Origin of the sequence: Garicola koreensis, assembly GCF_014195445.1 — a bacterium.
Lineage (GTDB): Bacteria > Actinomycetota > Actinomycetes > Actinomycetales > Micrococcaceae > Nesterenkonia > Nesterenkonia koreensis.
The window spans coordinates 603,908-620,633 of the sequence record NZ_JACIBT010000001.1 but is presented as its reverse complement, the minus strand read 5'-3'; the positions used below and the strand labels follow the sequence as shown (position 1 = coordinate 620,633).

The 16,726-nt window shown below is 65.5% G+C and carries 18 protein-coding genes; 11 read left to right on the top strand and 7 right to left on the bottom strand.

Translation table 11 applies throughout. The annotated features are described in order from the left end of the window. Positions 1-11: 11 nt before the first annotated feature. Together FHX47_RS02875 and FHX47_RS02870 are read right to left on the bottom strand one after the other, a co-directional pair. Entirely contained in the window at positions 12-479 is a 468-nt protein-coding gene (locus FHX47_RS02875) for a PaaI family thioesterase (RefSeq protein ID WP_183357358.1), read from the bottom strand. A 79-nt stretch (positions 480-558) separates the two neighbouring features. After that, positions 559-2,487 (bottom strand): threonine/serine exporter family protein, encoded by a 1,929-nt coding sequence (locus FHX47_RS02870; protein WP_183357357.1) that lies wholly within the window; start codon positions 2,485-2,487, stop codon positions 559-561. Between the two features lie 167 nt (positions 2,488-2,654). Between FHX47_RS02870 and FHX47_RS02865 the strand changes: the two genes are divergently transcribed. Beyond that, positions 2,655-3,338, top strand: a complete 684-nt coding sequence (locus FHX47_RS02865) for a phosphatase PAP2 family protein (RefSeq protein WP_183357356.1) — start codon at positions 2,655-2,657, stop codon at positions 3,336-3,338. Between the two features lie 65 nt (positions 3,339-3,403). On the opposite strand, the gene FHX47_RS02860 is transcribed toward FHX47_RS02865, so the two are convergent. Continuing rightward, a complete protein-coding gene (locus tag FHX47_RS02860; RefSeq protein WP_183357355.1) occupies positions 3,404-4,240 on the bottom strand; it encodes an aldo/keto reductase in 837 nt (278 codons plus the stop codon). A 185-nt stretch (positions 4,241-4,425) separates the two neighbouring features. Here FHX47_RS02860 and FHX47_RS02855 point away from each other — a divergent pair, with 185 nt between their 5' ends. The 7 genes from FHX47_RS02855 to FHX47_RS02825 all read left to right on the top strand — a co-directional run bounded on the left by FHX47_RS02855 (position 4,426) and on the right by FHX47_RS02825 (position 11,146). Further along, positions 4,426-5,310, top strand: coding sequence for a helix-turn-helix transcriptional regulator (locus FHX47_RS02855; RefSeq protein WP_183357354.1), 885 nt, complete (start codon positions 4,426-4,428; stop codon positions 5,308-5,310). Further along, the gene (sufB, locus tag FHX47_RS02850; protein ID WP_183357353.1) at positions 5,307-6,785 is read left to right on the top strand and encodes a Fe-S cluster assembly protein SufB; all 1,479 of its coding nucleotides are present in this window, start codon (positions 5,307-5,309) and stop codon (positions 6,783-6,785) included. Before FHX47_RS02855 ends, sufB begins: the two co-directional genes overlap by 4 nt. Positions 6,786-6,893: 108 nt before the next feature. Then, positions 6,894-8,195: a Fe-S cluster assembly protein SufD gene (gene sufD, locus FHX47_RS02845; protein ID WP_183357352.1), complete on the top strand. Its 1,302-nt coding sequence runs from the start codon at positions 6,894-6,896 to the stop codon at positions 8,193-8,195. Positions 8,196-8,249: 54 nt separating this feature from the next. Continuing rightward, a complete protein-coding gene (sufC, locus tag FHX47_RS02840) occupies positions 8,250-9,005 on the top strand; it encodes a Fe-S cluster assembly ATPase SufC (protein WP_183357351.1) in 756 nt (251 codons plus the stop codon). An 8-nt stretch (positions 9,006-9,013) separates the two neighbouring features. Further along, the gene (locus tag FHX47_RS02835) at positions 9,014-10,279 is read left to right on the top strand and encodes a SufS family cysteine desulfurase (RefSeq protein ID WP_343064276.1); all 1,266 of its coding nucleotides are present in this window, start codon (positions 9,014-9,016) and stop codon (positions 10,277-10,279) included. Further along, on the top strand, positions 10,279-10,728 hold the full coding sequence (gene sufU / locus FHX47_RS02830; protein ID WP_183357350.1) for a Fe-S cluster assembly sulfur transfer protein SufU: 450 nt from the start codon (positions 10,279-10,281) through the stop codon (positions 10,726-10,728). Before FHX47_RS02835 ends, sufU begins: the two co-directional genes overlap by 1 nt. A gap of 88 nt (positions 10,729-10,816) precedes the next feature. Next, the gene (locus tag FHX47_RS02825) at positions 10,817-11,146 is read left to right on the top strand and encodes a metal-sulfur cluster assembly factor (RefSeq protein ID WP_183357349.1); all 330 of its coding nucleotides are present in this window, start codon (positions 10,817-10,819) and stop codon (positions 11,144-11,146) included. Positions 11,147-11,155: 9 nt separating this feature from the next. Here the strand turns inward: FHX47_RS02825 and FHX47_RS02820 are convergent, their stop codons facing one another. Next, a complete protein-coding gene (locus tag FHX47_RS02820) occupies positions 11,156-11,857 on the bottom strand; it encodes an energy-coupling factor ABC transporter ATP-binding protein (RefSeq protein ID WP_343064275.1) in 702 nt (233 codons plus the stop codon). A gap of 39 nt (positions 11,858-11,896) precedes the next feature. Between FHX47_RS02820 and FHX47_RS02815 the strand changes: the two genes are divergently transcribed. After that, complete coding sequence (locus FHX47_RS02815) at positions 11,897-13,495, top strand: ABC-F family ATP-binding cassette domain-containing protein (RefSeq protein WP_183357348.1); 1,599 nt, start codon at positions 11,897-11,899, stop codon at positions 13,493-13,495. On the opposite strand, the gene FHX47_RS02810 is transcribed toward FHX47_RS02815, so the two are convergent. Genes FHX47_RS02810 through FHX47_RS02800 form a run of 3 tightly spaced genes read right to left on the bottom strand, consistent with a single transcriptional unit; the run spans position 13,482 to position 15,075 of the window. Continuing rightward, positions 13,482-14,384, bottom strand: coding sequence for an SURF1 family cytochrome oxidase biogenesis protein (locus FHX47_RS02810; protein ID WP_183357347.1), 903 nt, complete (start codon positions 14,382-14,384; stop codon positions 13,482-13,484). The two genes, FHX47_RS02815 and FHX47_RS02810, sit on opposite strands and share 14 nt — an antisense overlap. After that, positions 14,381-14,635 carry an acetone carboxylase gene (locus FHX47_RS02805; protein WP_183357346.1) on the bottom strand — a complete coding sequence of 85 codons (255 nt, stop codon included), beginning with the start codon at positions 14,633-14,635 and terminating at the stop codon, positions 14,381-14,383. The genes FHX47_RS02810 and FHX47_RS02805 overlap by 4 nt, the downstream gene beginning before the upstream one ends. After that, entirely contained in the window at positions 14,635-15,075 is a 441-nt protein-coding gene (locus FHX47_RS02800; protein WP_183357345.1) for a DUF3099 domain-containing protein, read from the bottom strand. Before FHX47_RS02800 ends, FHX47_RS02805 begins: the two co-directional genes overlap by 1 nt. A 159-nt stretch (positions 15,076-15,234) precedes the next feature. Between FHX47_RS02800 and fabG the strand changes: the two genes are divergently transcribed. Beyond that, on the top strand, positions 15,235-15,942 hold the full coding sequence (gene fabG / locus FHX47_RS02795; RefSeq protein WP_425484882.1) for a 3-oxoacyl-ACP reductase FabG: 708 nt from the start codon (positions 15,235-15,237) through the stop codon (positions 15,940-15,942). 11 nt (positions 15,943-15,953) lie between these two features. Next, on the top strand, positions 15,954-16,712 hold the full coding sequence (locus FHX47_RS02790) for an SDR family oxidoreductase (RefSeq protein ID WP_183357343.1): 759 nt from the start codon (positions 15,954-15,956) through the stop codon (positions 16,710-16,712). Positions 16,713-16,726 lie beyond the last annotated feature (14 nt).

Genomic DNA, 16,726 nt, shown 5'->3' with positions numbered 1-16,726 from the left:
CGTCGACGTCGTCACTGCTGTGCCGATTCCGGCAGTCCGACATTCTGCAGCCGCAGCTGACCGCGCGCCAGCACTTTGGCTGTTTCGTCGTCGGTGATGACCACCAGCCACAGCTGCTGGGTGCGCCCCTGCTGGAGGGCTTCTGCAGTGACGGATGCTTGCCCGCCGGTGGAGGCTCGCAGGAAGTCGGTGGCGTTGTGCACGCCCATGGCGAACTGGTTGCGCGCCTGGACGGCGTGGCTGGCGGCGACACTGCCCGCTGTTTCAACAATGGTGGTATAGACCCCGCCATGGACCACGCCCCACGGGGTGAAGTGTTCTTCGCCGAGCTCCACATGACCGCTCAGGCGCGTCTCGCTGACCTCGTCGATGACGAATCCTGAGGCGGCGACGAAGGTGCTGACGCTCTCTGATGACGCGTCCGAACCGTTCGTGGCACTCTGTGTGGTCGTACTCTGTGGGGTCGCACTGTCTGGCATCGCAACTCTCCTCTGCCCTCGCTTCTCGTTCTGATGGCACACTACCGCTGGTTGGGCTGCGTCCGCGGCCACACCGCAGTCAGCGGCGTCGTCCGCGTGCGCGTTCATTGGAGCGCAGCCGCTTGGTCAGGGGCCGCATCGTCACATCACCCAGCACGATCCCGGCGGCGATCGCGGTGATGATGATCAGCGCGTCGAACAGCAGATAGAGCCCGGTGCTGCGCAGCCCGGCGGCGTCACTGATGGCGATCTGGTACATGCCCCGGAACATGACCAGGCCCGGGAGCATGAACATCATCGCCGGGACCGCGACCACCAGCTGCGGAGCGCCCAGCCACAGTGCAGTCACCCGCGCCAGCGCGCCGATCACGATCGCGCCGAGCAGAGGTGTGAACCAATCGCCGAAGCCCAGCAGCTCGCCGGTGTAGAAACCCATGAAGCCGCAGGCGGCGATCGCGCCGGTGGGAAGCAGCAGGCGGTACGGGGCCTGCTGCACCACAGCAGCGGTCACCGCAGTCAGAAACACCAGGCACACCAGAACCACCGGATGGTAGATGCGGGTGATGCCCTCTGCGACTTCCACCTGGGGCGCTCCGACGCGGTCGGCCAGCACCACAGCCACCATGATGCCGGCGGTCATTCCTGCGAATGCCACCAGGGACGAGACCAGCCGGCCGGCCGCAGTGATGGGGAAGGCGTTGATCGCATCCTGCAGCGCGGAGACGATCCGCACGCTGGGAAGCAGAATCATCAGGCCTCCGGCGACCACCATGGAGGGGGTGATATCGGCTCCGAGAGTCAGCGCACACAGAGCCACCAGGGTGGCCAGCATCCCGCCGGCGGCCAGGGCGAAGATCTCTGGCACCCGCTTCAGCGTGAGCCGTCGCGTCACTGCCAGCACCAGCAGTGCGGCGGCAAAGCCCAGGGCCGCATCCAGCGGCGGGGCGCCGGTGTAGCTGGCGAACAGTCCGGCGAAGACCGCCCCTGCCAGTGTGACGGCCCACCGTGGATAGGGTTTGGGTTCGCTGGTGATCTCTGCCAGCTCCCGCTGGGCTTCAGCTCGGGTGTAGCGGCCTGCGGCAATATCGGTGACCAGCCCATGCACCTCGCTGAGGGCCCGGAAATTGGCGGACCAGGACCGGACCACGCGCACCCGTGAATAGGGAACTTTCCCGTCGGGGGCCCAGTTGAGGATGATCGACTGGTTGGTGATGTCAGCATCAGTGTTCTTCATGCCGAAGGCCGCGCTGGTGGCGATGATGGAGGTTTCGACCTCCAGTGCCCCGGCTCCGTAGCGAAAGAGCGCCTCTCCGAGGTCGAGCACGAAGCTGAGGGCTTCCAGCTCCTCAGCTTCGCAGGGTTCCTCCACCTCCTGCGGGTTCTCATACAGGCTGCCGCTCAGGTAGTCGATCATCGGCATCTGCCCGGTGGCCGGCGCGGGCTGCTGAATCACTCGGCGGAGGATGAGCCGGGCGCCGGAACTCTGAACCGAGGGGTCTCGGGAACTGCGACACGGTGTGCCCAGCCAGCCGCGTGGTGTTTTCTGACTAGGTTCGGCGGGGGTGGCCGCATGGGAGGCCGGCGCCTCAGGATCTGCGCTCAGCGGCTGGATCTGTGTGATGGGCGCGGTGCGGCTGTCGAATTCGAACCTGAGGGCCTCGGTCGCAGTCTCCTCCGCCTCCTCCTCGAGGGGGTGGGGGTCAGCCTCGAACTCGGCCCAATCTGCCGCCGCGTCCTCCCCGGCCGAGGTCTGCCATGAGTGCCTCAGGGATTCAGCAAGGTGCCGGACGAATCCCGACTCCTCGGAGGAGTCTTCACTCTCGCCGGCGGAGGGTCGGATCACCGGCACCAAGGTGGCATGGGTGTCGCCGCTCCAAATGACCGGATCAACCGGGGTACTCGCCGCCAACGGGACGGGTTCCGGGGCGGATTCTGCGGGGTCGGAAACGTGGTCTGCACCCACGACGTCGTCGTGGTCACGGTTGGAGTCGACTGAAGAGTGGGGCATGGCGGGCCCTCCGAAACTCTGGAGATAATGAGAACCCTCACAGAGGGCAGATCATAATAATCCCACGGCCGCAACCGCCGCGACAAGAGGCTGTTTCGCGGCTGCAGATTGGTCGAACTGTAAGGTGATTCGCAGGATGCCTGAAGGAGAATCACTGACGCGGCTCTATGGGTGCACCAATTAGCGACGCAGCCCGCTCTGAGCCGATGCCGAGGGCGGCGATCATCGTCGCCCTGGTGCTGATGGCTGCCTTCGGGCTGCTGGCACTGGCGGTGCACCACCAATGGGGCCCCGTTGAGTCCGCGGACCAGGCGGTTTCCCACGGGCTGGAGGAAGCCCGCAGCTGGTGGCCGCAGGTGGTCGCTGCGATGCACGCGGTGACCCACCTGGGCGCCCCTGAGCTGTGGCGGACGATCCACATCGTCATCGTGGCGGTGCTGCTGATCTCTCGCAGGATTCGCTCAGCGCTCTTCGTGGCGGTCACCGCTGGGGTCGGAGGCGCCGCGACCACCGGCCTGAAACACGTGGTGGGCCGTGAGCGGCCGGACTGGCCGGACCCGGTCGCCCTTGCAGACGGGTTCGCGTTCCCCAGCGGTCACACCACCGGCACTGCCATCGGCATCAGCGTGCTGCTGACGCTGCTGCTGCCGCGATTAGGCGGTGGGTGGCGACGGCTCCTGCTGGTCCTGGGCGTCGTCGTCATCCTCGCTGTGGCCAGCAGCCGAGTCATCATAGGCGTGCACTGGACCAGCGATGTGCTGGGCGGTCTGGTGTTCTCAGCGGCCTGGGTGCTGCTGATGTGGACGCTCTTCTTTCCGGGCAGACAGGCAGCACGCAGACGGCATGCATGAGTGTTTCGCTTCAGATGCGCCACGTTGGCGAAGCTGTGGAAGCAGTCTGCGCGGCGGAAGCAGAGTCAGTGGCCAAACTCGTCGGCGTCCAGCCGGGCACCGGCTCCGGTGTCGACGGCGTCGACAGCGGTCATCTCATCGGCGCTGAGCTCGAAGGAGAGCACGTCCAGGTTCTGTCGCTCTCGGGTGGGGTCACCGGATCGCGGAATCGCCACCCGGCCCTGCTGCAGGTGCCAGCGCAGCACGATCTGAGCCGGGGTCCGGTTCAGCCGCTCAGCGGGTCCCCGGACTGCAGGGTCTTCCAGGACGGCACCACCGCGGCCGAGCGGACTGTAGGCAGCGGTGAGCACACCGGCACCGGTGTTGGCCCGCTCGATGCTGCGCTGGGCGTGGTGGGGGTCGACTTGGATCTGGTTGACCGGCGGGACCAGCCCCGCCTCGAGCACCTTCTCCAGGTGATGGGGCTTGAAGTTGGACACCCCCCATGAGCGCACCAGGCCGGTTTCGACCAGGGCCGCCAATGACTCGCAGCTGCGCACGTAGCGGTCCTGATCCGGGTTGGGCCAGTGCACCAGGAGCAAGTCAAGGTAGTCCAGCCCCAGACGCTGCAGGGCACGCTCCGCGGCGGACCGGACAGTGGCGACGTCGCCATGTGAGTCTCTGTTGAACTTGGTGGTGACAAACACCTCACTCCGCCGGAGCCCGGACTCGGCGACCGCTTGTCCGACAGCGTCCTCGTTCGCGTAGTTCTCGGCGGTATCAATGTGTCGATACCCACTGTCCAGGGCTTGGCCGACGGCTTCTCGGCATTGGCCCCCAGTTAAGGGCGAGGTGCCCAGCCCGATCCTGGGAATCTGCACCTCAGTTACGCTGGTGCCGTTCAGTACGGCGTTGTCGCTCATCACGGGATCTCCTTACCTGTTCTGCGGCTTTGGTTCTGCGGCTGAGCATGTCAGTCTCTCAGCACGAAACCAAGCTCCACCGGCTCGTCCCAGCAGTCCGACTGTACGGTGACCGAACACCGGCGATAGGGCTCTTAAGGGTCACCTTGCTAGACCTGCTTTTTTGAATAGGTCATAATAGTGTCATGCAATTCGACGTTGAGACTGCGGCGCACTCGGAGGATCCCAGTGTGCTCGAGTCCGACAGCTCAACACGCGACCGCGTGCTGCAGCTGGTGGTGGCCGAAGGCCCCATCAGCGCTGCCCAGCTGGGCCGCAAGCTGAGCCTCACGGCGGCAGCGGTGCGCCGTCACCTCGACACGATGACCGAGCAGGGAATCGTCGAGGTCAAGAACATCTCCAGCCGCAGCAGAGGCGCGGGCCGGCCCTCCCGCCGGTACGTCATCTCTTCGGCGGGCCAGCAGGTGCTCGGCAATGATTACCTGAATCTGGTGCACACCGCCCTGGAAGTCATCGACAGCCGCACCGCAGCGCCGTCCGAACACCCCAAGGACATGGGCGAGGACCAGGCGGCGGCGCCGGAGCGCTCCCCAGCGGCCCGGGAGGTGGCCCGCGAGTACTTTTCCCAGTTCGAAGAGCGCTACGCCGCCGAACTGCAGGCAACGGAGAACCTCGACGAACGCACCGAGAAGCTGGCAGGATTCTTCAACGATCACGGTTTCGCCGGCTTCACCCGACTGGTGGGCCGGGACAATCCGCTGCTGGCGATGCAGTCGACCCAGCTGTGCCAAGGTCACTGCCCGATCCGGGAAATAGCAGCCGCCCATCCGGTGTTCTGTGAGGAGGAGACAAAGATGATCGGTCGCCTCCTGGACGTCGACGTCCGTCGGCTGTCCACCCAGGCTGCAGGCGCACATGTCTGCACCACCCATGTACCCGTCGGCCGGGAGAAGCTCGCTGAAGAGCGCAGAGCTCGAGCCGAACAAGGAGACCAGACCAGCGCGACCGCAGCAATGAGCGGCCGCAAGCGCATCGTCATCTCACCACGTCAACAAGAGAGGTTGTCATGACCGAGCAGATCAGCAAAACGCAGGAGACTCTGCAGAGCACCGAGGACCCTGGTGTGATCCAGGAGGTTCTGGACAACAACCCAGAGATCAAGAGCCTCGGGAACTACGAGTACGGCTGGTCCGACTCTGACGACGCCGGCGCCAGCGCCAAGCGCGGGGTAGACCAGGCCGTCGTTGAGGACATCTCCGGCAAGAAGGACGAGCCCGAGTGGATGCTCAAGATGCGCAAGAAGGGCCTGAAGTACTTCCAGCGCAAGCCCACACCCACCTGGGGCGCCGACGTCTCGGACATCGACTTCGACAACATCAAATACTTCGTCCGCTCCACTGAGGGCCAGGCCCAGACCTGGGAGGACCTGCCGGAGGACATCCGCAACACCTACGAGCGTCTGGGCATCCCGGAGGCTGAGCGTGACCGTCTGGTCGCCGGTGTGGCCGCCCAGTACGAATCCGAGGTGGTCTACCACCAGATCCGTGAGGACCTGGAGGAGCAGGGCGTCATCTTCATGGACACCGACACTGCGCTGAAGGAGCACCCGGAGTTCTTCGAGGAGTACTTCGGCTCAGTGATCCCCGTCGGTGACAATAAGTTCGCCGCCCTCAACACCGCCGTCTGGTCCGGAGGCTCCTTCGTCTACGTGCCGAAGGGCGTCCACGTGGAGATTCCGCTGCAGGCCTACTTCCGCATCAACACCGAGAACATGGGCCAGTTCGAGCGGACCCTGATCATCGCCGATGAGGACTCCTACGTCCACTACATCGAAGGCTGCACCGCACCCATCTACAACACCGACTCCCTGCACTCCGCTGTGGTGGAGATCGTGGCGAAGAAGAACGCCCGGGTGCGCTACACGACCATTCAGAACTGGTCCAACAACGTGTACAACCTGGTCACCAAGCGTGCAGTGGTCGAAGAGGGCGGCACGATGGAGTGGATCGACGGCAACATCGGTTCCAAGGTGACCATGAAGTACCCGGCGGTCTACCTGACCGGTGAGCACGCCCGCGGCGAGACCCTTTCGGTCGCCTTCGCCGGTGAGGGCCAGCACCAGGACACCGGCTCCAAGATGGTCCACATGGCGCCCAACACCTCCAGCTCCATCGTCTCCAAGTCGGTGGCGCGCTCCGGGGGCCGGGCCTCCTACCGAGGGCTGGTGCAGATCAATGAGAACGCGCACAACTCCGCCAACTCGGTGATCTGTGATGCGCTGCTGGTGGACACCATCTCCAAGACGGACACCTACCCGTACATCGACATCCGGGAGGACGACGTCACCCTGGGTCACGAGGCCACAGTCTCCAAGGTCTCAGAGGACCAGCTCTTCTACCTGATGAGCCGCGGACTCTCCGAGACCGAGGCGATGGCCATGATCGTGCGCGGCTTCATCGAGCCGATCGCACGTGAGCTGCCCATGGAGTACGCCCTGGAGCTCAACAGCCTCATTGAGCTGCAGATGGAAGGCTCCGTCGGCTAGTTCCCACCCGCCACCACGTTGTGCGCAGTCCGGCTCCGGGCTGCGCACAACGTGCGAGATCAGACCACCAGATGCGCAACTGACCAAGAACAGGGAAGAGTACACACGATGACCAATACTCCTTCAAAGGAGGACGTGGCCGGAGTCGATGTCGGCGAACGCCGCATCTCCATCCCCGGATTCACCGAGGAGGGCGAGAACCTCTCCAAAGAGACCAACGCTGCCGATGAGCACAGCCACGGCGGTGTGGGTGAGTCCGAGGAAGTCACATCGGGCGCCGGATCACGCGCCAAGCGCCACACCGGATACGACCCGGCAGGATTCCCTGAGCCCAGCGGGACTGAGGAGGAGTGGCGATTCACTCCGCTGAAGAAGCTCGCCGGGGTGCTCAGCGACCAGCCCACGCACGGTGCCGGCACCGATCAGGAGTCCGTTGACTACCAGGTCAGCGAAGGCCAGCAGGGCGTTGAGATCTCCACACTGACTGATGGTCAGAGCCCGCGCGGCAGTGTGCTGCAGCCGGCCGACCGTGCCGCCGTCCTCGGGTACAAGAACACCGAGCAGGCGCTCTACGTCAAGATCACCGAAGGCGCTGAAGTCACCGAACCGGTGCGCATCACCATCACCGGCACTGCGGCAGGCGCCCGGGCCAACAGCCACATCGTGCTGGAGACCGAGCCCAACGCCAAGGCAGTCTTCGTCATCGACCACCGCGGAAGCGCGGACTTCAACGGCAACCTGGAGGTCAAGGTCGGCGAAGGCTCCACCGTCAACGTGGTCTCCCTGCAGCGGTGGAACGACGACGCCGTCCATGTCGGCCAGCACGACGCCGAGGTCGGCAAGGACGCCAGCTACAAGCACGTGGCCGTGAGCCTGGGCGGTGAGGTGGTTCGGCTGAACACCAACTTCCGCTACGCCGCCGAAGGCGCAGAGGCCGAAATGTACGGCCTGTACTTCGCCGACGCCGGTCAGCACATCGAGCACCGCACCTTCGTGGACCACAACAGCCCGCGCAACACCTCCAACGTGCTCTACAAGGGCGCACTGCAGGGCAGCTCCGCACGCACTGTGTGGATCGGTGATGTGCTCATCCGCAAGGCGGCCGAGGGGACCGACTCCTACGAGAAGAACCAGAACCTGGTGCTCACTGACGGCGCCCGTGCCGACTCGGTGCCGAACCTTGAGATCGAGACCGGCGTCATCGAGGGTGCCGGGCACGCCTCCTCAACCGGCCGGTTCGACGACGAGCACCTTTTCTACCTGATGTCGCGCGGCATCCCGGAGAAGATCGCCCGCCAGCTGGTGGTGCGCGGCTTCCTCAACGAGGTCGTCCAGAAGATTCAGGTGCCCAGCATCGAGGAGTCGATCTCCGAGGAGCTGGAGCGCGAGCTGGAGATCTCCGGCAACTGAGCACCGTCGTCGTCGTTCGTTCACAACACTTTTAGGAAAAGGAACCAAGCAGATATGTCTACTCTCGAGATCAAAGACCTGCACGTCTCCATCGAGACGGAGCAGGGCACCAAGGAGATCCTCAAGGGCGTCACCGTGACCATCTCCTCCGGTGAGATCCACGCCGTCATGGGGCCCAACGGCTCCGGCAAGTCCACCCTGGCCTCCACCATCGCCGGGCACCCGCGCTACGAGGTCACCAGCGGCTCCATCACCCTGGACGGGCAGGACGTGCTGGAGATGGACCCCGACGAGCGTGCTCAGGCGGGGATGTTCCTGGCCATGCAGTACCCGGTGGAAGTCCCCGGTGTGACCATGACCAACTTCCTGCGCACCGCCAAGACCGCCATCGACGGCGAAGCGCCGAAGCTGCGCACCTGGACCAAAGAGGTCCGCGAGGCCATGGAGAAGCTGAAGATCGACGCCGACTTCGCCAGCCGCAACGTCAACGAAGGCTTCTCCGGCGGTGAGAAGAAGCGCGTGGAGATCCTGCAGCTGGAACTGTTCAAGCCGAAGTTCGCGGTGCTGGACGAGACCGACTCCGGCCTGGACATCGACGCGCTGCGCGTGGTCTCCGAAGGTGTGAACCGAGCCCAGAGCGAGAACAACATGGGCACCCTGCTGATCACCCACTACACGCGGATCCTCAACTACATCAAGCCCGACTACGTCCACGTGTTCGTCGACGGCCGGGTCGCCGAGCAGGGCGGCCCGCAGCTGGCCGACGAGCTGGAGGAAAACGGCTACGACCGGTTCCTGGCCGCGGTCTGAGACCCACAGTGTCTGAGCTGCTCGACGTATCCGGAGACTTCCCGCTCCTGGGCCGCACGGTCCGGGAGGGGAAGCGGCTGGTGTACCTGGACACCGGTGCAACGGCGCAGAAGCCCACTGCGGTGCTCGACGCCGAACGTGGTTTCAATGAGCGCCACAATGCCGCCGTCCACCGTGGGGCACATCAGGTCGCCGAGGAGGCAACGGAGGCCTACGAGTCGGCCCGGGCCGCGCTTGCTCAGTTCGTCGGTGCCGACTTCGGCGAGATCGTCTGGACCAAGAACGCCACCGAAGCGCTGAACCTGGTCGCCTACGCGTTCCTCAACGCCACCCTCGGGCTCGGCGGTGCCGAAGCGAACGGGTTCCGGCTGCGCGAGGGTGACGAAATCGTGGTCACCGAACTGGAGCATCACGCAAACCTGGTGCCCTGGCAGCAGCTGGCAGCCAAGACGGGGGCGGTCCTGCGGTGGATCCCCGCCACAGCTGATGGGCGGCTGGACACCGAGCAGCTGGACGTGATCGGGGAGAAGACCCGCATCGTGGCCTTCACCCACGCCTCCAACGTCACCGGCGCCATCACCGATGTGGCCCCCATCGTGGAGCGGGCGAAGAGAAACGGGGCGATGACCGTGCTGGACGCCTGCCAGTCGGCCGCCCACCTTCCGGTGGACTTCCACGCCCTGGGACTCGACTTCGCCGCCTTCTCCGGGCACAAGATGCTCGGGCCCACCGGCGTCGGCGCGCTCTACGGCCGCGCAGCACTGCTGGAGCAGATGCCGCCGTTCATCACCGGCGGTTCGATGGTTGAGATCGTCACCATGGAGGAGACCACCTTCCTACCGCCGCCGCAGCGGTTCGAGGCCGGCACCCAGATGGTCGCCCAGACCGTGGGGCTGCACGCCGCGCTCGACTATCTCAGCGACATCGGCATGGAGCGGCTCGCCGCCCATGAGGACCAACTCACCGCCCTGCTGCTGGAGGGCATCGCCTCCGTGCCGCAGGTGCGCGTGCTGGGACCCACGGACACCCGAGACCGGCTGGCCGTGGTCGCGTTCGAGGTCGACGGCGTCCACCCCCACGATGTGGGACAGGTCCTCGATGACCAGGGGCTGGCGGTGCGCGTGGGTCACCACTGCGCCCAGCCGACGCACCGCAGCTTCGGGGTGCACGCCTCCACCCGCGCCTCCGCCGGCGTCTACACCGGTGCAGCCGATGTGGAGGCCTTCATTGCCGGGCTGCACCGGGTAATCGACTTCTTCGGGGTGGGTGCCTGATGGCCTCAGCAATGGAGCAGCTCTACCAGCAGGTCATCCTGGACCATTCCCGCCTGCGCAGCGGAGAGCGCAGCCTGGAGCACCCGCACGGGGAGTCCTTTCAGGTCAACCCCACCTGCGGAGACGAATGCCGGGTGCAGGTGAGAGTCACCGAGCGTCGGCTGACCGAACTGGGATGGACCGGCAAGGGCTGCTCGATCTCCCAGGCGTCGCTGTCGGTGATGCATGAGATGCTCGAGGGTGAGAGCTTCGACGATGCCGAGGAGCTCGGCGAGCTGTTCCGCGAGCTGATGCGCAGCCGCGGGGCGGAGCTGGAGCCTGCCGATCAGCAGCAGCTGGAGGATCTCAGCGCCTTCACCGGTGTGGCCAAGTACCCCGCGCGCATCAAATGCGCACTGCTGGGCTGGATGGCGCTGCGTGACGCGATGCTGCAGGCCCAGCACGACTGACCCCTAGCCACAGTCCGCACCGCTCGGGCATAGTTGAAGACTAGGATGCGTTGCACCTAGCAGAACCACCACAGAAGAGGAGAGCCGCATGAGCGAGACAGCTACTGCACAGACTCCACTGGAAGACATCGAAGAGGCCCTCAAAGAGGTCATCGACCCTGAACTGGGCATCAACATCGTCGATCTCGGGTTGCTCTACGGCCTGAACTACGCCGAAGACGGCGCCCTGATCATCGATATGACCCTCACCACCGCCGCCTGCCCCCTGACTGACGTGCTGGAGGAGCAGGTCAGCCAGAACATCGGCACCATGGTCGATGAGTGGAGGCTCAACTGGGTCTGGATGCCGCCATGGGGACCGGAGAAGATCACCGATGACGGCAAGGAGCAGATGCGGGCCCTGGGCTTCAACATCTGATCACCAGCCTCATCGGCGGTGGTGCTGTCCCAGCGCCAACTGCCTGTAGAACGTCAGCGCAGGGGCGGGCTCGTCATCGGCGACCAACCGGCCGCCCTCAAAGACGAGCACCCGCTCCGCCTGCGCGGCCAGTTCAAGATCATGGGTGGCCACCACCACCGGCACCTCCATGTTCAGCAGCCGGTGCTGAAACTCCTGGGCATTGGCCAGATCCAACAGGGTGGTCGGCTCATCGGCAAGCACCAGCTCGGGGCGCACTGCGAGCACCCCGGCAAGAGCCACCTTCTGGCGCTCACCGGAGGAAAGCTCGTAGACGCTAGAGTCGGCACGCTCACCCAACCCCATATCCTCCAGGATCTCCAGGGCCGCTGCCCTGCGCTGTCGGCGGGCCAGACCAGCCTGCTTCAGCGAGAACTCAATATCCTCAGCCACCACCGGCATCACGATCTGCGCCTGCGGATTGGCGAAGACGAAGCCCGTCCGCGGCGGCCCCGGCGCAAACGTGACAGTGCCCGAGCTGGGTTCGACCAGACCGGCGATCAAGCGCAGCAGCGAGGACTTCCCCGAGCCGTTGGCACCGACGACGGCGACCGTGCCCTGAGTGATTTCCAGGGTGAGCGGATGCAGAATACGGCGCGCGCCTCCCTGCGGGTCCACTGCGTCCAGGCACACCGAATCCAGCAGGGTCGTTAGACTGTCCAGGTTGCCCACACAACACCTCCGATCTGAACTATAGAAGGACTATTACCGTTGATCAGCGTATCCAACCTTGAGCTGCGCGCCGGAGCGCGTCTGCTGATGGACGACGTGTCATTCCGCATCGACTCCGGCGACAAGATCGGACTGGTCGGCCGCAACGGAGCCGGAAAGACGACCATGACCAAAGTGCTCGCCGGTCAGGCCCAGCCCACCGGCGGGCATGTGGAGCGCCGCGGATCCATCGGCTACCTTCCGCAGGACCCCAAAGTTGAGGATATGGAGCAGCTGGCACGCGACCGGATCCTCTCCGCCCGCTCCCTCGATGTGGTCTCAGCCAAGCTGAAGCAGGCCGAAGAGGAGATGGCCGGTGACGACCCGGCCGCCCAGCAGAAGGCCATGAACGCCTACGACCGGCTGCAGGCCCGCTTCGACGCCGCCGGCGGCTACTCAGCAGAGGCCGAAGCGGCCACCATCTGCAACAACCTGGATCTTCCCGAACGGGTGCTGAGCCAGCCGCTGCGCACTCTCTCCGGCGGACAGCGCCGGCGTCTGGAATTAGCCCGGATCCTCTTCAGCGACGCCGACACGCTGCTGCTGGACGAGCCGACCAACCACCTCGACGCCGACTCCATCGTCTGGCTGCGCGAGCACCTGAAGCACTTCTCCGGCGGCGTGCTGATCATCAGCCACGATGTGGAGCTGGTGGAGTCCACGGTGAACCGTGTGCTCTACCTGGACGCCAACCGCATCACCGTCGACATCTACAACATGGGGTGGAAGAAGTACCTGGCCCAGCGCGACCAGGATGAGGCGCGCCGCAAGCGGGAGTTCGCCAACGCGTCCAAGAAGGCCTCCTCGCTGCGCGCACAGGCGGAGAAGATGCGCGCCAAAGCTACCAAGGCTCAGGCGGCCCAATCCATGCTCAAACGCGCCGACCGCATGATGTCTGGGGTCGAAGGAGCCCGGCAGGCGGAGAAGGTCGCCAACATCCGGTTCCCCGCACCCGCCTCCTGCGGCAAGACCCCGCTGATGGCTCACGGGCTGAGCAAGTCCTACGGCTCCCTGGAGATCTTCACCGGACTCGACCTGGCCGTGGACCGCGGCTCACGCGTCGTCGTGCTGGGGTACAACGGCGCCGGCAAAACCACCCTGATGCGGCTGCTGGCCGGTGTGGACACCCCCGACTCCGGAATCGTAGAGAGCGGCCACGGTCTGAAGCTGGGCTACTTCGCCCAGGAGCACGACACCCTGGACACCCAGCGCTCAGTGCTGCAGAACATGAAGACCGCCGCACCCTTCCTCAACGACACTGAGCAGCGCAAGATCCTCGGGTCCTTCCTGTTCAGCGGCGATGACACCGCCAAGCCCGCCAGTGTGCTCTCCGGCGGTGAGAAAACCCGGCTCGCCCTGGCCACACTGGTGGCCTCCAGCGCCAACGTGCTGCTGCTGGACGAGCCGACCAACAACCTGGATCCCGCCTCACGCGAAGAGATTCTGGCCGCCCTGCGCACCTACGAGGGCGCCATCGTACTGATCTCCCATGACCCCGGTGCCGTGGAAGCGCTGAACCCCGAGCGGGTCGTGCTGCTGCCCGACGGTGTGGAGGACCTCTACACCAACGACTACGCGGACCTGGTCACTCTGGCCTGAGGCGGTCCTCCACCCAGGCGTCTTCGACGTCCTCATCGCTGTACTGGCCGTTCTGCTTCCTGCGCTGCCGCTTGGCCTCGCGCATGCGCTCCTGACGCACCACTTGAGCGGTGCCCGCCTCCATGGGCGCCCCGCCGGCCAGCTCCTCCATGTCGCGGTTGCGCGCATGGATCCGGGCGGCATACCCCCAACCGACGAAGCTCATCAGCCCGAAGGCGCCCCACTGCATCGAATAGCTCAGGTGCGGTCCCTCGTCCAGCTGCGGCCGCGCCAACTGCTGCGGCTGCTGGGCAGGCTGGGGCGACTCCTGCGCCATCAGCCCATAGGCGCCGGTGGCCATCGGGTAGTCGAGGTGCTGCTGATACTCATCCAACGAGATGGAGGCCAGCTGCCCTTCGGGTGCGCCGCGGGAGATGTCCTCCTCACCCGGCTTCAGCCGCACCGTGACTTCGACCTGGCCCTGGGGCGGTTCGGGGTTGTACTGGGGAAGGCTGCCGTCCTCGCTGGCGGTGGGCAGCCACCCGCGAGAAACGATCACCGTCTCCCCGGTGCTTGAATCACGGAAGGGCACCAGCTGCTCGTAGCCGACCTGCCCGCCGTGGCCGCGGTTGCGCACCAGCATGAAGTCCTCATCCTGGTATTCGCCGCGCATCCGAGTCACGGTCCACTCGTCGTTGGCAGCGGGGGAGTGGAACAGGTCACGGACCTCAGAATAGGGGACCGGGGCCTCGTCGTAGTTCTCCACCACCCGGTTGTTCTCCTCTACGGCTGCGTCCCTGCGATCCAACTGCCACTGGCCCAGGAAGTAGCAGGAGACGGCGAACACGGCGCAGATTGCCAGCCAGCCCAACCAGGTGGGGCTGAGCAGGAAGGCGTACCGGTTCTTCATTCGCGCGCCCGGCTCTGCTCGTCGGCCTCCAGCGGGTCGGTGCTGCGCCAGAACAGCCGCTGACGCAGAAAGCCCTCCAGCCACTCGCGGTGCTCATCACAGGCCAGCCAGATTTTGCGGCGTTCGGGGTCGTGGATCTTGGGATTGTTCCACCGGATCTGCCAGACGGCTGCGGCCCGGCAGCTCTTGCGTGAGCATTGGGGCTCCTCGGGTCCGGCCTGTTGCGAACCCAGTGATCCAAGAAGGTCCATCAGGCTCCGTCCTCCGGTTCGGTACGATTGGGCTTCGATTCGGTGCGGCTGGGCTTCGGCTCGGCCTCCACTTCGCCGTCGATGACCGCGGAGGTATCGGGGGCCTGCTGCTCGTCCGGTTCGTTCTGCTCCCACCACTGCCTGGGTTCGGGCTCCTCATGACCGGTGCCCAGCTGCCGCTGCGGCGCCTCATCAGCCCGCTGAGCGGCGTAGCGGTCCCCCCCGGCGTTGGCGTTGACCACCGCAATATAGGGCAGCACTGTTGCGGCCAGCGCCGGCACCAACGCCCACCAGGTCTCCCAGACGACTGCGACCACGGCGGCTGCGACGAAGCACACCAGCCGGAGCGACATCGCGATCGTGTAGCGCACCATGCGTGAGCGCTGCTCAACACTGTGCCGCACCGGCGCGTCAGTGATGGAGTGGACAGGCTGGCTCATCTGCCTCATTCTACTCCTCCGCCGATCTTTACTACAGCCGGTAGAAGTCGTCGTCGGGCGTTGTGACACGCTGAAGAGCATCGTGTTCCCGTAGGGTGTAGGTCGACGGCAGGGGCCACGGAGAGCACCGGCGGAGCAGAACTGATGATCAGGAGGAGCATGAGTCCACGAAGCGTACTCATCACGGGAGGCAATCGCGGTATCGGCCGCGCGATCGCTGAGGAGTTCATCGCAGCCGGAGACCATGTGGCGGTGACCACTCGCAGCGGCGAGGCACCTGAAGGTGCGCTCGGGGTGGCAGCTGATGTGACGGACACCGCCAGCGTCGAGGCTGCCTTCACGACTGTCGAGGAGGCCCACGGCCCGGTCGAGGTGCTGGTGGCCAACGCCGGCATCAACCGCGACACGCTGCTGATGCGGATGAGCGAAGAGGACTTCTCTGCGGTGCTGGACACCAATCTCACCGGCGCCTTCCGTGTGCTGAAGCGGGCCTCGAAGGGAATGCTTCGGATGAAGCGGGGCCGGGTGGTGCTGATCGGCTCGGTGGTGGGTCTGTACGGATCTCCCGGGCAGATCAACTACGCCGCCTCCAAATCTGGGCTGGTCGGCATGGCACGCTCGCTGACGCGTGAGCTGGGGAGCCGAGGCATCACCGCCAATGTGGTGGCCCCAGGGTTCGTCCGCTCAGATATGACCGATGAGCTCGACGAAGCCACGCAGAAGTCGTACTTGGCCAATATCCCCGCCGGCCGGTTCGCCGAGGCCGACGAGGTGGCACGGGTCGTACGCTGGGTCTCCAGTGCGGAGGCGGCGTACATCTCCGGGGCTGTGATCCCGGTGGACGGCGGACTGGGAATGGGACATTAGAAAGGACACTCATGGCACAGGATCTTCAGGGCAGAGGCGCGATCGTCACCGGATCCTCTCGCGGGATCGGCGCAGCCACCGCCGCGCTGATCGCTCAGCGCGGCGCCGGAGTGGTGATCAACTATCGGGCAAAGGCACCGCGGGCTAATAAGGTGGTCAAAGGCATAGAATCCTCCGGCGGCTCGGCGGTGGCAGTCCAGGCTGACCTCACCGAGGCTGCCGGGGCACAGCAGCTGGTGGATGCGGCCGTGCAGAACTTCGGCGGACTCCACATTCTGGTGCTCAACGCCTCCGGCGGCATGGAGGCCGACCGTGGTGAGGACTATGCGCTGAAGCTCAACCGCGACGCCCAGGTGAACATGGTCACCACCGCCGTGGAGACTATGCCGGCTGGCTCGCAGATCATCTTCGTCACCAGTCACCAGGCGCACTTCATCCACGAGACGGCCACCATGGACGCCTATGAGCCGGTAGCCCGCTCCAAGCGAGCCGGTGAGGATGCGCTGCGGGAGCTGCTGCCCACACTTGATGACAAGGGCATCACGCTGACCGTCATCTCCGGTGACATGATCGAGGGCACCATCACCGCCACGCTGCTGGACCGCGCGCAGCCCGGGGCCATCGATGCTCGTCGCGAAGCCGCCGGGCGGCTCTACAGCGTCGACGAGTTCGCCGCGGAGATCGTGCAGCTGGTCGGTCGTGAGGACCTGCCCCAGGCCCATACGGAGCTTGTCGGCGGCGCCGAGGACTTCCTGCGCGCCAACTCGTAGACCTCGGGAGGAGC

Excerpts from the sequence above, each read along its gene's own strand:
- FHX47_RS02860 (WP_183357355.1), bottom strand. The coding sequence starts at position 4,240 with ATGAGCGACAACGCCGTACTGAACGGCACCAGCGTAACTGAGGTGCAG.
- fabG (WP_425484882.1), top strand. The coding sequence starts at position 15,235 with ATGAGTCCACGAAGCGTACTCATCACGGGAGGCAATCGCGGTATCGGC.
- FHX47_RS02855 (WP_183357354.1), top strand. The coding sequence starts at position 4,426 with ATGCAATTCGACGTTGAGACTGCGGCGCACTCGGAGGATCCCAGTGTG.
- FHX47_RS02865 (WP_183357356.1), top strand. The coding sequence starts at position 2,655 with ATGGGTGCACCAATTAGCGACGCAGCCCGCTCTGAGCCGATGCCGAGG.
- FHX47_RS02790 (WP_183357343.1), top strand. The coding sequence starts at position 15,954 with ATGGCACAGGATCTTCAGGGCAGAGGCGCGATCGTCACCGGATCCTCT.
- FHX47_RS02825 (WP_183357349.1), top strand. The coding sequence starts at position 10,817 with ATGAGCGAGACAGCTACTGCACAGACTCCACTGGAAGACATCGAAGAG.
- sufU (WP_183357350.1), top strand. The coding sequence starts at position 10,279 with ATGGCCTCAGCAATGGAGCAGCTCTACCAGCAGGTCATCCTGGACCAT.
- FHX47_RS02805 (WP_183357346.1), bottom strand. The coding sequence starts at position 14,635 with ATGGACCTTCTTGGATCACTGGGTTCGCAACAGGCCGGACCCGAGGAG.
- FHX47_RS02810 (WP_183357347.1), bottom strand. The coding sequence starts at position 14,384 with ATGAAGAACCGGTACGCCTTCCTGCTCAGCCCCACCTGGTTGGGCTGG.
- sufD (WP_183357352.1), top strand. The coding sequence starts at position 6,894 with ATGACCAATACTCCTTCAAAGGAGGACGTGGCCGGAGTCGATGTCGGC.
- sufB (WP_183357353.1), top strand. The coding sequence starts at position 5,307 with ATGACCGAGCAGATCAGCAAAACGCAGGAGACTCTGCAGAGCACCGAG.
- FHX47_RS02870 (WP_183357357.1), bottom strand. The coding sequence starts at position 2,487 with ATGCCCCACTCTTCAGTCGACTCCAACCGTGACCACGACGACGTCGTG.
- FHX47_RS02875 (WP_183357358.1), bottom strand. The coding sequence starts at position 479 with ATGCCAGACAGTGCGACCCCACAGAGTACGACCACACAGAGTGCCACG.
- sufC (WP_183357351.1), top strand. The coding sequence starts at position 8,250 with ATGTCTACTCTCGAGATCAAAGACCTGCACGTCTCCATCGAGACGGAG.
- FHX47_RS02800 (WP_183357345.1), bottom strand. The coding sequence starts at position 15,075 with ATGAGCCAGCCTGTCCACTCCATCACTGACGCGCCGGTGCGGCACAGT.